The organism is Cupriavidus sp. U2 (assembly GCF_009663685.2).
GTDB lineage: Bacteria > Pseudomonadota > Gammaproteobacteria > Burkholderiales > Burkholderiaceae > Cupriavidus > Cupriavidus necator_C.
The window spans coordinates 344,097-360,440 of the sequence record NZ_RCOG02000002.1; the positions used below are offsets into that span (position 1 = coordinate 344,097).

Annotated in this window: 9 protein-coding genes; all 9 read left to right on the plus strand. The window is 69.8% G+C overall.

Going from position 1 to position 16,344, the window contains the following annotated elements; all coding sequences use genetic code 11:
* Nucleotides 1–7: 7 nt before the first annotated feature.
* The 9 genes from kdpC to D9X30_RS03145 all read left to right on the plus strand — a co-directional run bounded on the left by kdpC (nucleotide 8) and on the right by D9X30_RS03145 (nucleotide 16,319).
* Nucleotides 8–625, plus strand: coding sequence for a potassium-transporting ATPase subunit KdpC (kdpC, locus tag D9X30_RS03105; RefSeq protein WP_153946193.1), 618 nt, complete (start codon nucleotides 8–10; stop codon nucleotides 623–625).
* Between the two features lie 187 nt (nucleotides 626–812).
* Nucleotides 813–3,665, plus strand: coding sequence for a DUF4118 domain-containing protein (locus D9X30_RS03110; protein WP_502799599.1), 2,853 nt, complete (start codon nucleotides 813–815; stop codon nucleotides 3,663–3,665).
* 1 nt (nucleotide 3,666) lies between these two features.
* Nucleotides 3,667–4,362, plus strand: coding sequence for a two-component system response regulator KdpE (gene kdpE, locus D9X30_RS03115; protein ID WP_153946191.1), 696 nt, complete (start codon nucleotides 3,667–3,669; stop codon nucleotides 4,360–4,362).
* A 190-nt stretch (nucleotides 4,363–4,552) separates the two neighbouring features.
* Nucleotides 4,553–5,539, plus strand: coding sequence for a YadA family autotransporter adhesin (locus tag D9X30_RS03120; RefSeq protein ID WP_194946455.1), 987 nt, complete (start codon nucleotides 4,553–4,555; stop codon nucleotides 5,537–5,539).
* Between the two features lie 239 nt (nucleotides 5,540–5,778).
* Complete coding sequence (locus D9X30_RS03125; protein WP_228770807.1) at nucleotides 5,779–6,441, plus strand: tetratricopeptide repeat protein; 663 nt, start codon at nucleotides 5,779–5,781, stop codon at nucleotides 6,439–6,441.
* 96 nt (nucleotides 6,442–6,537) lie between these two features.
* Nucleotides 6,538–9,960 (plus strand): transglutaminase family protein, encoded by a 3,423-nt coding sequence (locus tag D9X30_RS03130; RefSeq protein WP_249640868.1) that lies wholly within the window; start codon nucleotides 6,538–6,540, stop codon nucleotides 9,958–9,960.
* Between the two features lie 39 nt (nucleotides 9,961–9,999).
* Complete coding sequence (locus D9X30_RS03135; RefSeq protein WP_249640869.1) at nucleotides 10,000–12,675, plus strand: circularly permuted type 2 ATP-grasp protein; 2,676 nt, start codon at nucleotides 10,000–10,002, stop codon at nucleotides 12,673–12,675.
* Nucleotides 12,676–12,764: 89 nt separating this feature from the next.
* Complete coding sequence (locus D9X30_RS03140) at nucleotides 12,765–13,670, plus strand: transglutaminase family protein (protein WP_153946454.1); 906 nt, start codon at nucleotides 12,765–12,767, stop codon at nucleotides 13,668–13,670.
* A gap of 60 nt (nucleotides 13,671–13,730) precedes the next feature.
* Entirely contained in the window at nucleotides 13,731–16,319 is a 2,589-nt protein-coding gene (locus D9X30_RS03145) for a hypothetical protein (protein WP_153946188.1), read from the plus strand.
* Nucleotides 16,320–16,344: the final 25 nt, after the last annotated feature.

A 16,344-nucleotide genomic window follows, 5' to 3' on the forward strand; every position in this document is an offset into this window, starting at 1 on the left:
AACTGCAATGCCTTCACAAGCCCAAATCAACCTGCCGGCCGAGCCGGCGCGCCAGACCGGCCTGCTGCGCCCGGCGCTGACCGTGTTCGTCGGCCTGTCGATCGTCACCGGGCTGCTCTATCCGGGCGTGGTCACCGGCATCGCGCGCGCGGTGTTTCCGCACCAGGCCGCCGGGTCGCTGATCGTGCAGAACGGCAGGACGGTCGGCTCCGAACTGATCGGCCAGCCGTTCTCGGACCCGAAATACTTCTGGGGCCGCCTGTCGGCCACGGCGCCGATGCCGTACAACGGCGCGGCGTCGGTGGGCTCGAACCTGGGGCCGACCAACCCGGCGCTGACCGATGCGGCGAAAGCGCGTATCGATGCGCTGCACGCCGCCGACCCGGACAACAAGGCAGCGATCCCGGTGGATCTGGTGACGGCCTCCGGCAGCGGCCTCGATCCACACATCAGCCCGGCCGCGGCGCAATACCAGGCGGGGCGCGTGGCGCGCCTGCGCGGCCTGCCGGAGGCGAACGTCAAGGCGCTGATCGCGGCGAACACCGAGGGCCCGGGCATGGCGGTGCTCGGGGAGCCGGCGGTGAACGTGCTCAAGTTGAATCTTGCACTGGATGGGCTGAAATAGATGTCGTGGTGGTCGATGCGCTTGCCCTCTCCCCCGCCCCTCTCCCGCAGGCGGGAGAGGGGAGAACACCAGGGGTATATCGGATGCTGGTGGTTTGCTCCCCTCTCCCGCGCGCGGGAGAGGGGCTGGGGGAGAGGGTCGGCGCATGCACACACCGCGAATGCCTGCGTGGCACAATCCACACACGATGACTGACGCCGCCCGCCCGGACCCCGACGCCCTGCTGCAAACCATGCAGGCGGAGAGCGTGCGCGCCGCGCGCGGCAAGCTGCGGGTCTACTTTGGTGCATCGGCCGGCGTGGGCAAGACCTTCGCCATGCTGACCGCCGCGCGCGCCTTGCGCGAACAGGGCGTGGACGTGGCGATCGGCGTGGTCGAAACCCACGGCCGCGCCGAAACAGAATCGCTGGTGAACGGCCTGGAGCGCCTGCCGCTGCGCGATGTGCCCTATCGGGATCGCGTGCTGCAGGAATTCGATCTCGATGGCGCGCTGGCCCGGCGCCCGGCGCTGGTGCTCGTCGACGAACTCGCGCACTCGAACGCGGCGGGCAGCCGCCACCCCAAACGCTGGCAGGACATCCAGGAGCTGCAGGCCGCCGGTATCGACGTCTGGACCACGGTCAACGTCCAGCACCTGGACAGCCTGAACCAGGCTGTGGGCGGCATCACCGGCGTGCGCGTCTGGGAAACCGTGCCCGACGCCGTGTTCGATGGCGCCGATGAGGTGGTGCTGGTGGACCTGCCCGCCGACGAACTGCTGCGCCGGCTGCGCGAAGGCAAGGTGTACCTGCCCGAGCAGGCGCGCCACGCGGCCCGGCATTTCTTCCGCAAGGGCAATCTGATCGCGCTGCGCGAACTGGCGCTGCGCCGTACCGCCGACCGCGTCGATGACGACGTGCGCGCCTACCGCCATGCCGAGGCGATCCAGCCGGTCTGGCGCACCCGCGAGGCCGTGCTGGCATGCATTGGCACCGGCGACGATGCCGAACAGGTGGTGCGCAGCGCGCGGCGCCTGGCCAGCCAGCTCGATTGCGACTGGCACGTGGTCACCATCGCCACGCCACGGCTGATGCCGCTGGCCGACCCGGTCCGCGTGCGCGTGCGCGTGCGGGCGGCCATGCAGCTGGCCGAGGAACTGGGCGCCCGCGCCGAGACCCTGGCCGGGCACGACATGGTCAAGGCGGTGGCCGGCTACGTGCGCCGCCACAACCTGACCAAGGTGCTGGTGGGGCGTGCCCGCAACGACTGGCACGCCGAGGGCAGCCTGATCGATCGGGCGCGCATGTGGCTGGCGCGCGCGCTGTCGCCGGTGCTCGGGGCCGGCAACCGGCTGATCGGCCGGCAGACATTTGCCGATGCGCTGGCGGCCGGCTGCCCCGAGATCGACGTGATCCGCGTGGCCGCCGACACCACGCGTGCCGACCTGCGTCCGCGCGCGCCGCGGATCGCAGAGGCCCACCCCGAGGCCGATGCGCAGGCGGCAGCCGAACTGGCGCGCACGCGCCGGCGCGACTACGCGTTCGCCGTGGTGTGGTGCGCCGGTGCCACGGTGCTGTCGATGCTGGCGCGCCCGTGGTTCGACCTCGTCAACATTGCGATGCTGTTCCTGGCGGGCGTGGTCGGCGTGGCCTTGCGCCATGGCCGGGGGCCGGCGGCGCTGGCATCGGTGCTGGCGGTGGCCGCGTTCGATTTCTTCTTCGTGCCACCCCGGATGTCGTTCGCCGTCAGCGACGTGCAGTACCTGCTGACGTTCTTCGTGCTGCTGACGGTGGGGCTGGTCATCGGTCAGTTGACCGCCGGCCTGCGCGAGCAGGCGCAGGTGGCCGTGCGGCGCGAAACCGACGCGCGCACGCTGTACGAACTGGCCCGCGAGCTGTCGGCCGCGCTGACCACCGATCAGGTGGTCGAGATCGGCAGCCGCTTCATGCGCGCCGCGTTCGAGGCCCATGTGACGTTCTTTCTGGTGTCCGAACAGGGGCGGCTGCTGCCGATGGCAGGCGGCCCCCCGGGCGAGGCCGGTGACAAGACCGACAAGGGCGAGGCCATCGACACGGTGCTGGCGCAGTGGGTATTCGACCACGGCCAGCCGGCCGGCACCGGCACCCATACGCTGCCGGGCAGCACGGTGCTGTACCTGCCGCTCAAGGCGCCGATGCAGACGCGCGGCGTCCTGGCCGTGGAGCCGCGCGCCTGGCACGCGCTGGCCGAACCCGGGTTGCGGCGCCAGGCCGATGTCTTTGCCACGCTGATCGCCATCGGCATCGAGCGGCTGCACTACGTGGAAGTGGCGCAGCGCGCGCTGGTGTCGATCGAATCGGAGCGGCTGCGCAGTTCGCTGCTGGCTGCCGTGTCGCACGACCTGCGTACGCCGCTGACCGGGCTGATCGGCATGGCCGAGACGCTGCAGCGCGCCACACCGCCGCTGGCCGGCGACGTGGCCGAGACCGTGGACGCCATGCGCGGCCAGGCGCTGCGCATGCGCACCATGGTGGTCAACCTGCTCGACATGGCCCGTCTGCAGCAGCACGACGTGGCACTGCAGCGCGGCTGGCAATCGCTGGAGGAACTGGTGGGCGCGGCGCTGGCGTCGATGCGCGAGGCACTGAAGGCGCATCGCGTGCAGGTGGCCGACCTGTCCGCGCTGCCGCTGGTGGAGTGCGACGGCGTGCTGATGGAACGCGTGCTGTGCAACCTGCTGGAGAACGCGGCCAAGTACACCGAGCCCGGCACGGTCGTGCGCATCCGTGGCGAGTTGCTGGACGACGAAGTGCGCCTGATCGTCGAGGACGAAGGCCACGGCGTGGCGCCGGGCCAGGAGCGCCACATCTTCGAGAAGTTCACGCGTGGCCAGCGCGAATCGGCCACCGCCGGCGTGGGCCTTGGGCTGGCCGTGTGCGACGCCATCATGCAGGCCCACGGCGGACGCATCTGGGTGGAGTCGGCCGGCCCCGGCGCCCGCTTCACGCTGGCGCTGCCGCGCGGCAATCCTCCTGCCGTCGAGCCCGAGCCGCTCGACGCCATCGTTCCTGACCCGCACTGAGATGCCATTCGATTATTCGCCGACCGTCCTGCTGGTCGAGGACGAACCCCATATCCGCCGCTTCGTGCGCGAATCGCTGCAGGCAGAGGGCTGCACCGTGCACGAGGCCGACACGCTCAAGCGCGGGCTGATCGATGCTGGCACGCGCCAGCCGGACATCGTGATCCTGGACCTGGGCCTGCCCGACGGCGACGGCATGACGCTGATCCGCGAAATGCGCACCTGGACCGAGGTGCCGGTGCTGGTGCTGTCCGCGCGCACCGACGAAGCCGACAAGATCGCGGCGCTGGATGCCGGCGCCGACGACTACCTGACCAAGCCGTTCGGCGTGGGCGAACTGGTAGCGCGCGTGCGCGTGCTGCTGCGCCGCCACGCCAGAACGAACCCGCAGGGCACGCCGCAGATCACGTTCGGCGATGTGCGCGTGGACATGGCCAACCGGCTGGTCACGCGCGGCGACGCGCAGGTGCATCTGACCCCCATCGAATACCGGCTGCTGGCGGTGCTGATCGCCCACCGCGGCAAGGTCATGACCCATCGCGAACTGCTGCGCGAAGTCTGGGGCCCGGCTCACTCGGAAAGCAGCCACTACCTGCGCGTCTACATGGGACACCTGCGCCACAAGCTGGAGCTGGACCCCGCACAGCCCGTGCACCTGCTGACCGAGGTGGGGGTCGGATACCGGTTTGCCGGGTAGCCGCATCCGCGCCGTGCCGCGTCCCTGACCACAGGGAGCCGGGGCGCGCCATGGAACCGTCCTGGCCTACCAGATTCCATGGTCTCGCGCGTCGCAGTTTGAAACGATTGGATCGCCATCCGTGGCAGCCATGGCACGCACAGCCGGCTGTCGGGAAGGCGTTTCCGAATCCGATATCTGGAGCGACGCAATGACACAAAACGTATCTCAGCAGGCTGCCGCACTGGCCGCGGGCGTTCAGTACTTCCGCGCCAACAGCACCGGGCCCGACGCCAACGCCAGCGGCGGCAACGCGATTGCCATCGGGCAATCGGCTGCCGCCACGGCGGGCGATTCGATTGCCATCGGCGATACCGCCCTGGCGGATGGCGATCACAACACGCTGGCCATCGGCACGGGCGCCCACAGCGGCAGGAGCTACAGCGCGGCGGTGGGCCGTGAGGCCACGGCCACCGCAGTGTGGTCGACGGCGCTGGGCGCCCGCAGTGCCGCCACCGTCGACAACAGCACGGCACTGGGCAGTTCCACCGTTGCATCGGCGGTAAACACCACCGCCGTGGGCATCAAGGCCGCCGCCGTTGCCGAAAGCGCGACGGCTTTGGGACAACTGGCCAACGCCACGGCGCCCTACAGCGTGGCCATCGGCGTGGGCAGCGTTGCCGGCGCCAGCGACGCCATCGCCATCGGCACGAAGGCCGGCGCGTCGGCGGCCAACTCCATCGCGCTGGGCCTGGCCGTGGTATCGGCCGTGCGCGGCATCGCGATTGGCGATCAGAGCTATGTCAGTGGTTCGCAGGCCGTGGCGATCGGGTCGTATTCCAGCGCCAGCGCCCTGTTTGCCGATGCAATCGGGGCGAACTCGCAAGCCACGCAGCCCGGGGCCGTCGCCCTGGGAACCAGCTCGACCGCCACGGCAATCTTCAGCCTCGCACTGGGCAGCCAGGCGAAGGCCAACGTGGATTACGGCGTGGCGCTGGGCAACGAATCGGTTTGCGACCGTCCGCTGTCCGTATCGGTCGGCCGCGCAGGCGTCCGGACCCGGCAGATCGTCAACGTGGCAGCCGGCACGGAAGGCACCGACGCCGTGAATCTTGACCAGCTCCGCCAGGAACTGGTCGCTATCAACCGTCAGATCGCGGCGCTGGCCACGCGGGTGTCGGCACTGGAAGGCGCCTGATTCTGGATCGGCGTTCGGGCATCGCCCTGGCGCACCCTCCGTGGGGCGCCAGGCGCTTGGCTATTCCTACGAAGAATGTTTGTGCATACGCATGAACGAATAAATCACTCGCAAGAATAAACGGAACGATGAATCGCCAACTACACTGAATTGGTCGCGCCCCGCGTTCGCGGGCCGGTCCTATCGGTCTTCGGAGTTCCACCATGCCCGCATCCGTTACCTCGAAGATCCGTCTGGCCATGCTGGTCCTCGCCGCAGTCGCCGGCTTCCACGCCAACGCAGCCACCGAACCGCCCGCGCCGGCCCAGGCCCAGACCCGCGAAGCGGTGGCCGCCTACGAAGCCGGCCATTTCGATGCGGCGATCAAGGGCTTTGCCGATGCTGCCCAGAAGGGCAACCGGCTGGCCCAGTTCAACTACGCGATGATGCTGCTGCGTGGCGAAGGCACGACAGCCCGGCCGCAAGAAGCACTGGTCTGGCTGCGGCGCGCCGCCGACAACCAGATGACACATGCGCAGTACACATTGGGGGACCTGAACGAGCGCGGCGAACTGGTGCCGAAGTCGCTGGAGGAGGCCAACCGCTGGTATGAGCGGGCGGCGCAGGGCGGCCATATCCAGGCACAGGTGGCGCTGGCCACCAACTACTTCACGGGGCGCGGGGTGCCGCTCGACTACGGCCGCGCGTTCACCTGGTACTCGAAGGCGGCCACCGCCGGCGACGGCGGGGCGCAGTACATCGTCGGCAGCTACTACGAGCGCGGCTACCCCGGCATCGTGGACAAGGATATCGAGCAGGCCAAGATCTGGTACGCCCGGGCAGCCGCCCACGGCGACCCCGGCGCGCTGGCCAAGCTGCGGTCGTTGCTGGAAGAGGGCCTGCGCGCGAAGAACCAGATGTAGGCCGGCGCGGTTGCCGGCCGCCGCCCGTAGGCAGGCACGGGCAGGCGGTACAAGTCTTGCTAGGCCTGACGCTACACACAACCCCGGGGGTCGCCAGTGGTCACGCACGTCGCGCTGAGTCATGTCACACACTACCGCTATGACCGTCCGGTGCAGTTGTCGCCGCAAGTCGTACGCCTGCGCCCGGCACCGCATTGCCGCACGCCGATCCTGTCCTACTCGCTGCGCATCGAACCGGTGCAGCATTTCGTCAACTGGCAGCAGGACCCGTTTTCCAACTATCTGGCCCGGCTGGTGATTCCGGAGCCGACCACGGAATTCCGCGTGACGGTGGACCTGATCGCCGAGATGGCGGTCTACAACCCGTTCGATTTCTTCCTGGAGCCGTCGGCCGAGAAGATTCCGTTTGCCTACGATGCCGGGCTGGCGCACGACCTGGCGCCCTACCTGGCGAAAGACCCGCTGACGCCGCGCCTTGCCGCCTTTGTCGACAGCATCGACCGCGCGCCGCGTGCCACGCTGGATTTCCTGGTGGACCTGAACCAGCGGCTGCAGCGCGAGATCCGCTACCTGATCCGCATGGAGCCGGGCGTGCAGTCGCCGGAGACCACGCTCGAAAACGGGTCGGGGTCCTGCCGCGACACCGGTTGGCTGCTTGTGCAGACGTTGCGGCATCTGGGGCTGGCCGCGCGCTTCGTGTCCGGCTACCTGCTGCAGCTGACCCCCGACGTGAAGGCCGTCGATGGCCCGGTCGGGGCTGAGGCCGATTTCACCGACCTGCACGCCTGGTGCGAGGTCTACCTGCCGGGCGCGGGCTGGATCGGGCTCGATCCCACATCGGGCCTGCTGGCCGGCGAGGGCCATATCCCGCTGGCCTGCACGCCGGAGCCCAGCAGCGCGGCACCGGTCAGCGGCGCGGTGGACGAATGCGAGGTGACGTTCGGGCACCATATGTCGATCTCGCGGATCTACGAGTCGCCGCGCGTGACCAAGCCCTATACCGATGCGCAGTGGACGGCCATCGACGCGGCCGGCCTGGCCGTGGACCGCCAGTTGCAGGCGCTCGACGTACGGCTGACGATGGGCGGCGAGCCCACCTTCGTCGCCGCGCGCGACCGTGACGGCGCCGAGTGGAACACGGATGCGCTGGGCCCCACCAAGCGCGGGCTGGCCACCGAACTGGTGCACAAGCTGCGTTCGCGCTACGGCGAGGGCGGCTTCCTGCATTTCGGGCAGGGCAAGTGGTATCCCGGCGAACAGCTGCCGCGCTGGGCGCTGTCGATCTGCTGGCGCGCCGATGGGCATCCTTGCTGGCAGGACCCGTCGCTGTTTGCCGACGAGCGCGAGCCCGACGCCTACACATCGGCCGATGCGCGGCGATTCCTCGAAACGCTGACGCGTCGGCTGGGCCTGGAAGCCGACACCATCACGCCCGGCTACGAGGACGTCTGGTACTACCTGTGGCGCGAGCGCCGGCTGCCCGTCAACGTCGATCCGTTCGAGGCGAAGCTCGACGACGAACTGGAGCGCACACGGCTGCGGCGGGTGTTCGACGCGGGGCTGTCCAGCGTCACCGGCTACGTGCTGCCGCTGGCGCGCGACGATCATGGCGGCTGGCTGACCGGCCGCTGGTTCGTGCGCGACGAACGCATGTACCTGCTGCCCGGCGATTCGCCAATGGGCTACCGGCTGCCGCTCGATTCGCTGCCGTGGGTGTCGAAGGCCGACTACCCGTGGCAATTCGAGCAGGACCCGTTCGCACCGCGCGCGCCGCTGCCGGCCGCGGCGCCGCTGCGCGCGCAGTCGCCGGCCGCCGCGTACACCCCGGCGGCGATGGCCGCGCGCAGGGCCGAAGCGCGAGGCCAGCCACGCCCGGGTGGCAAATCCGCCACGCAGGCCACGGCGCCAGCGCGCGGAGAATCGTCCAGCGACACCATCCGCACGGCAGTCTGCGTGGAGGTCCGCCACCCGAGCCGCGCCGCCGGCCCCGCCGTCGAAGCGCAGTCGATGGATGACAAGCGCGGCATCCTCTATGTCTTCATGCCGCCACTGACCGTGCTGGAGGATTACCTGGCGCTGGTGGCGGAGGTGGAAGCCACCGCCGCCGAACTGGGCGTCAGGATCGTGATGGAAGGCTATCCGCCGCCGCGCGACCCGCGCCTGAAGCTGCTGCAGGTGACGCCCGATCCGGGCGTGATCGAGGTCAACATCCATCCCGCCGCGAACTGGCCGGAACTGGTGGACCACACCGACTACCTGTACCAGGCCGCGCACGAGACGCATCTGTCCACCGAGAAATTCATGCTCGACGGGCGCCACACCGGCACCGGCGGGGGCAACCACTTCGTGCTGGGCGGCGCCACGGCGGCCGACAGCCCGTTCCTGCGCCGGCCCGACGTGCTGGCCAGCCTGATCGCGTACTGGCACAACCATCCGTCGCTGTCGTACCTGTTTTCGGGGCTGTTCATCGGCCCCACCAGCCAGGCGCCGCGCGTGGACGAGGCGCGCAACGACCAGGTCTACGAACTCGATATCGCGTTCGACGAACTGCGCCGCCAGCTTGACCTGAGCCAGGTGGTCGGCAATGGCGAGGTGCCGCCGTGGCTGATCGACCGCATCCTGCGCAACCTGCTGGTGGACGTGACGGGCAACACGCACCGTTCGGAGTTCTGCATCGACAAGCTCTACTCGCCCGACGGGCCGACCGGCCGGCTGGGCCTGCTGGAACTGCGCGCGTTCGAGATGCCGCCGCACGCGCGCATGAGCCTGGTGCAGCAACTGCTGCTGCGGGCGATGGTGGCACGCTTCTGGCGCACGCCGTACACCGCGCGGCTCACGCGCTGGGGCACGGCGCTGCACGACCGCTTCATGCTCGGCACCTTCGTGGAGATGGATTTCGACGATGTGCTGGCCGAAATGCGCGCCGCCGGCTTTGTCTTCGAGTCCAGCTGGTTCGCGCCGCACTTCGAATTCCGCTTCCCGCGCGTGGGCGAGATCGACGTGGCCGGGCTGTCGCTGACGCTGCGCACCGCGCTGGAGCCATGGCATGTGATGGGCGAGGAGGGGGCGGCCGGTGGCACCGTGCGCTATGTCGATTCGTCGGTGGAGCGCATCGAGGTGACGGTGCTGGGCATGAACGACAACCGGCATGTGGTGACGGTCAATGGCCAGACCGTTCCGCTGCAGCCTACCGGGCGGGCCGGCGAGTACGTGGCCGGGGTGCGCTATCGCGCCTGGGCGCCGCCATCGTCGCTGCATCCGACCATCCCGTCGCACGCGCCGCTGACCTTCGACGTGGTGGATACGTGGATGGACCGCAGCCTGGGCGGCTGTCAGTATCATGTTTCGCACCCGGGCGGCCGTAATTACCAGACATTCCCGGTCAATGCGTACGAGGCGGAAAGCCGGCGCCTGGCGCGGTTTTTCGCGATCGGGCATACGCCGGGGCGGTCGGTGGCGCCGCCGCCACGCCGCAGCCTGGAATTCCCGTTCACGCTCGACCTGCGCGACATGGCCTAGCGCATCTGGCGTGCCCGCCCTACAGGAGAACCGTCAGCCGTGCCGTTGCAGTCGTCGCTGCCTTTCGAAGGATCGGATATTGCCGACGCGCCGGCCGCCCTGGCGGGCCGGCTGGCGCTGCCCGTGCCCGACGGCCATCGCGACGAACTGCGGCTGCCCGACGGCACGCTGCGCGAACCGTGGGCACGCTTCTTCGGCATCCTGGACGACCTGCGTCCCGCCGCGCTGAACGCCCATGCGGCGGCCGTGTCGCGCCGCATCCGCGACAACGGCGTGACATACAACGTCTACGCCGACCAGGGCGGCGCGCGGGCCTGGCAGCTGGAGGTCTTTCCGTTCCTGGTGTCCGAAGCCGACTGGGCGGTGATCGAGGCCGGCGTCACGCAACGGGCCACGCTGGCCAACGCCATCCTGGCCGATATCTACGGGCCGCAGACACTGCTCACGCGCGGGCTGCTGCCGCCGGGGCTGGTCTACGGGCATCCCGGCTACCTGCGCCCGCTCAAGGGCTACCAGCCGCCGGGCGGCAGCTTCCTGCAGACCGTGGCGGTGGATCTCGTGCATACCGACAACGGCTGGACGGTCATCGCGCATCGGACCGAGACGCCTTCGGGCATGGGCTACGCGCTGGAAAACCGGCTGATCGTTTCGGGCCAGTACGCCGACGCGTTTCGCGAACTGCGCGTGCGGCGCCTGCCGCCGACCTTCTCGCAGTTGATCTCGACGCTGGCGCACGCGGCGCCGGCGGGCCTGGCCGAAGAGGGCGCCAGCGCGGCCACGGGCGCGGGGCGGCAGATCGTGCTGCTGTCGCCGGGGCCGTTCAACGAGACCTACTTCGAGCACACGTTCCTGGCGCGCTACCTGGGCATCACGCTGGTCGAGGGCAAGGACCTGACCGTGCGCAACGACGTGGTCTACCTGAAGACATTCGGCGGGCTGGAGCGCGTCGACGTGATCCTGCGCCGCCTTGACGATGTGTTCTGCGACCCGCTCGAACTGCGCAGCGATTCGATGCTGGGGGTGCCGGGCCTGCTCGAAGCGATGCGCGCGGGCAACGTGGCGGTGTCGAACGTGCCGGGATCGGGCTTTCTGGAGTCGCCCGCGATCCACGGCTTCCTGCCCGGCATCGCGCAGGCGTTGCTGGACGAGCCGCTGGCGCTGCCGTCGGTCATGAGCTGGTGGTGCGGCGAGGCCGCCGCGCAGGAAGCGGCGCTGCGGCTGCTCGACGCAGCGTTCGTGATGCCCACCTATCCGCGCACGCCCGCCGATGCGCTGCTGGGCATGGAAAAGGGTCTGCAGCCGCTCGATGCATGGCGCGCCCGCATCGCAGAAACGCCAGATCGCTTTACGCTGCAGGCGCCGCTGCCGCTCTCGCACACGCCTTGCTGGGAGCCCGACGGCAAGGGCGGCGGACGGATTGGCTCGCGCGCGGCCATGCTGCGCGTGTTTGCGGTTGCCGATGGCAATGGCGGCTGGCAGGTCATGCCGGGCGGCTTCACGCGGCTCGCACCGCCCCATCTGGAAGCGGTGTCGATGCAGCTTGGCGGCACCAGTGCCGACACCTGGGTGCTGTCGAACCAGCCGGCGCAGGGGTTGATGCCGACGTTGGCCGGCCGTGCGCGCGGCGGGCCGGCATCGGCGCCGCCACCGCGTACTGCGCTGCCGTCGCTGGGCCCGGCGGCGGTGCCCCGGCCGCTGGCGGTATCGAGCCGCGCGGCCGAGAACCTGTACTGGGCCGGCCGCTATGCCGAGCGCGCGGAAAACGTGGTGCGCGTGTGCCGCCAGATACTTGGCTCCATCGAATCGAACGACGAGACCGACGACGGCACGCTGAACATGCTGGGCCTGCTGGCGCAGTGGTTCGGGCTGGTGGCCCCGAACACGCCGTCGCCACAGGCGTCGCTGCGCGTGTTCGAACGCAGCCTGGTTTCCACGCTGGCCGATCCGAATGCCGCGACGGGCCTGATGCCGACGCTGGCCAGCCACGCGCGTGCCGCCAACGAGATCCGCAACCGGTTGTCGAACGATCACTGGCGCACCATCCTGGCCGCGCGCAACGACTTCCAGGACGCGATGGCGGATGCGGCATGCCCGTCCGGCACGGCGGGCCACGGCGAGGGGGCCTACGACCGCTCGAAGGTGCTGGCCGCGCTGGAGCATCTGGCGATGCAGCTGGGCGCGATCAGCGGTGCGCAGGGCGACCGCATGACGCGCGACGAAGCGTGGCGGCTGGTCTTTATCGGCCGTCATATCGAACGGCTCGGCACGCTGGCGCTGTTCCTGGAACTGGCCGAAGGCAGCGGCGCGCTGGCGTCGCGCAGCGGCTTCGACATGCTGCTGCACCTGTTCGACAGCACGCTGACCTACCGCTCGCTATTCCCGGGGCGTAGCGACGTGGCTGCGCTGGTCGATCTGCTGGTGCTGGAGCCGACCAATCCGCGCGGCCTCTACGGCGTGCTGGACCGCCTGCGCGACAAGCTCGCGCAATTGCCGACCGGCGCCACCGGCCAGACGCGCGTGCCACTGGCCGAACTGCTGCCGCCGGCAACCGCGCTGCCGTCGCGCTCGCTGCTGTGCGAGCGCGACAAGGACCGCTATCCCAAGCTGGCGGCGCTGTGCGATCAGCTTGGCGCGCGCATGGCGAAGCTGTCCGACGAAATCGGCGGCCGCTACTTCAGCCATGCCGGCGTGGCACCGGAGACGGACCTGCCATGAGCAGCCTGCCGGCCAATCCCCACGCTGAAGCCGGGCCGCCCGAGCCGGCCGGCGCGCCACCGGTCACGGCACCGGCCACGCCACCGGACATGCCCACCACGCTGGACGTGCACCATGTCACCACCTACCAGTACGCGTGGCCCGTGGAACATGCGCAGCAGCGTGCCGTGGTGACGCCGCCGTCGTACCCGTGGCAGGCCGTGGGCGCGCACCGGACCGATGTGGAACCCGCGCCGACGCACCAGCACATGCGAACCGATGCGTTTGGCAACAACGTGCTGCATTTCATGCTCGATGTGCCGCACGAGACGATGCGCCTGACCACCCGCAGCACGGTCACTTTGATGCCGCGCTGGGCCGGGTTCGATGCGGCGCAGGGCATGCCATGGGAAGCGGCGGCGCAGCAGTTGCGCTACCGCGCCGGCCAGCCGTTCCACCCCGAGACGGAATTCGTCTACGCATCGCCGAACGTGGCGCTGCACGCGGACCTGCGCGACTACGCGCTGCAGAGCTTCACCCCCGGTGTGACGGTGGCCGCCGGCGCCATCGACCTGATGCATCGCATCCACGCCGACTTCGCGTACCACGGCGAGACCACCGAAGTGCATACGCCCGCGCTGGAGGCGTTTGGGCTACGCAGCGGCGTGTGCCAGGACTTCGCGCAGGTGATGATCGGCTGCCTGCGGTCGATTGGCCTGGCCGCGCGCTATGTCAGCGGCTATCTGTGCACCGATCCGCCGCCGGGCGAGCCGCGCCTGCTGGGTGCCGATGCCTCGCACGCGTGGGCCGGCGTCTGGTGCCCTGCCAACGGCTGGATCGACCTCGATCCGACCAACGACGTGCTGGCCGACACGCGCCACGTGACGCTGGCCATCGCGCGCGACTACAGCGACGTGCCACTGCTGCATGGCGTGATCGTCGGCGGCGGCGAGCATACGGTGGAGGTGGAGGTCAGCGTGGTGCCGGTGGCGGGTGCCGTCCGGCCCGTCGCCTGAGCGGCACCGTACCGGGAATGCGCGGCGCCCCGCGCGGCACATTCCCGATGGATCATCCTTGTGTCATTCGAATCCATTGTCCGGGGCGTGGCCATCGGCAACGAGCGGCTTCTCCAGGCCAACGATTGGGAGTTCGACATGACACAGCAGGAACAGGAAGCCGCACTGGCGCGAGACCCGGATTCGCCCGGGGCGCGCGATCAGGCTGGCGGTGCAGGGCGCGATGAGGTGGGCGTGCAGGCCGCAGCGGGTATCACGTATTTCCGTGCCAACACGGATGGAACCGACGGCTCTCCCACGGGGGGCAACGCGATAACGGTGGGCCCGAACGGCATCGCATCGGGCAGGAACAACCTCGCCATCGGCAACGGGGCGCAGGCAACGGGCGGTTACGACGCGATGGCGATGGGCTGGGACGCGCGGGCCACAGCGCAGAGCACGATCGCCTTTGGCGCGGGCGCGCGCGCCACGGGCAATCGCGCGTTCGCAATTGGCGAAAGTGCGAACGCCAGCGCGCTTCAGGCCATCGCCTTCGGGGCCGGCAGCAAGGCCAGGGGAGAGCTTAGCGTCGCGCTGGGCCACGGAAGCGTTGCCGAAGCCGATGGGACGGTCTCGGTCGGCACCAGCGAGTTCAAGCGCACCATTGTCAACGTTGCGCCCGGCGAGGTGTCGGAAAGCAGCACCGACGCCATCAACGGCAGCCAGCTCTACGCGGCGCTAGGCGGCGGAGGCGGCAGCGTGGGCGATCTCCAGTATTTCCACGCCAACAGTTCCAAGCCGGACGGCGAGGCCACCGGCAGCGACGCCATCGCGGTCGGGCCGCTGGCCGATGCACCGGGCAGCGGTGGGCTGGCGCTGGGCCTGGAAGCGGTGGCAAACGGGCAAAACTCGACGGCCCTGGGCAGCAATGCGGCCAGCGTCGCGGACTGGGCGCAGGCCATCGGCAGCCGGTCGGTGGCGATTGGCTCTGGCGATGTCGCGGTTGGTGTCAACACCCAGGCCAATGGCGACGGCACGGCCGCGCTGGCGGTGGGGACGGGCGCCAACGCGGGCGGCGCCGGATCGGTGGCGATCGGTCACCAGGCCAGTGTATCGGCGGCGGACAGCGTGGCCATCGGGAACGGCAGCGTGGCGCTCCGCAAGGGCACGGTATCGGTCGGCACGCTGCTAAAGCCCCGCCGTATCGTGCATGTGATGAGGGGCGAACTCGATTCGGACGCCGCCACGGTGGGCCAGCTCAAGGACGCCGGGCTGAACCTGAATGCAGCCGGCGAAGTGTCCAATGCGTTCGTGGCCTATGACGACGCCACGCTGGGCCGCGTGACGCTGGCCAACACGCTGGTCACGAGCCTGGTACCCGGCGAACTGACCGAGGGCAGCCAGGATGCGGTGACAGGCGCGCAGCTGTTCGCCACCAACCAGCAGCTCGGCCAGGCCCTCGACGCGCTGAGCCAGATCAATACGGCGGTGGAAGACATCACCGGTGGTGACGCCGGCGTGAAGTACTTCCATGTCGATTCGACCGCGTCGGATGCCGATGCGAGCGGCACCAATGCGCTGGCCATCGGCCCGAATGCCTCGGCGAAGAGCACCGGGGCGGTGGCCGTGGGCGACGCCACCGCGGTGACTGGGGCGGGAGGTCTGGCGCTGGGCGCGGGGGCCAGTGTCTCGGGCTCGTACAGCGTGGCGCTGGGACAGGGCAGCGTGGCGGACCGGCCGAACACCGTGTCGGTGGGGGCGGCCGACGCACGGCGCCGCATCGTCAACGTGGAAGCGGGCGTGGCGGACAACGACGCGGTGACTGTCGGGCAGCTGCGCACGGCCGGGCTGGACGTGAACGCGTCGGGCAACGTCGGCAACGCCTTCCTGGCCTACGACGACGACTCGAAGGCCCGTGCCACGCTCGACAACACGCTGGTGACAGGGCTGCGCGCGGCCAGCCTGACCCAGCTGAGCACCGATGCGGTGACGGGCGGCCAGCTGTTCCAGACCAACGCCAAGGTGACGAAGAACGCGCAGGAAATCGCCGATCTTGCCGAGACCGTGGCAGGCATCAGCAGCGGCGATGCGGACCTGAAGTACCTGCAGGTGAAGTCCACCGGCGCGGGCGCGACCGCCAGCGGCAACAACGCCATCGCCATCGGCCCGCTGGCCACGGCCAGGGGCGACGGCAGTATCGTCCTGGGCGACGGCGCGACCATGGCCAGCACTGGCAGCGGCATCGTGATGGGCCGCAGCGCGCGCATCGAGACTGGCGGGGGCGGCGAGGGGTCGATTGCGCTGGGCAATGCCGTGTATGTGTCGGCCAACAACGCGGTGGCCATCGGCGCTGCCGCATCGGCGTCGAAGGCCGACAATGTGGCGATTGGCGGCTCGGCCACGGCTTCGGGCTCCACGTCCGTGGTGGTGGGCGCCAATGCCATGTCTTCGGTGACGAATGGTGTCGCGCTTGGCGCGAAGTCCAACTGCGACCGCGCCAAGTCGGTGTCGGTCGGCCGCGCCAGCCTGCAGCGGCAGATCATCAACGTGGCAGCCGGCACGTCATCGACCGATGCCGTCAACGTCGGCCAGCTCACCGCCATGCTGGCGGAGCGCGACGCCTTGCTGGCCAGCCTGCAGGAACGCCTGGCCGCGCTGGAATCCGCCTGATAAGGTGCCGACCGCTGGTCGGGGC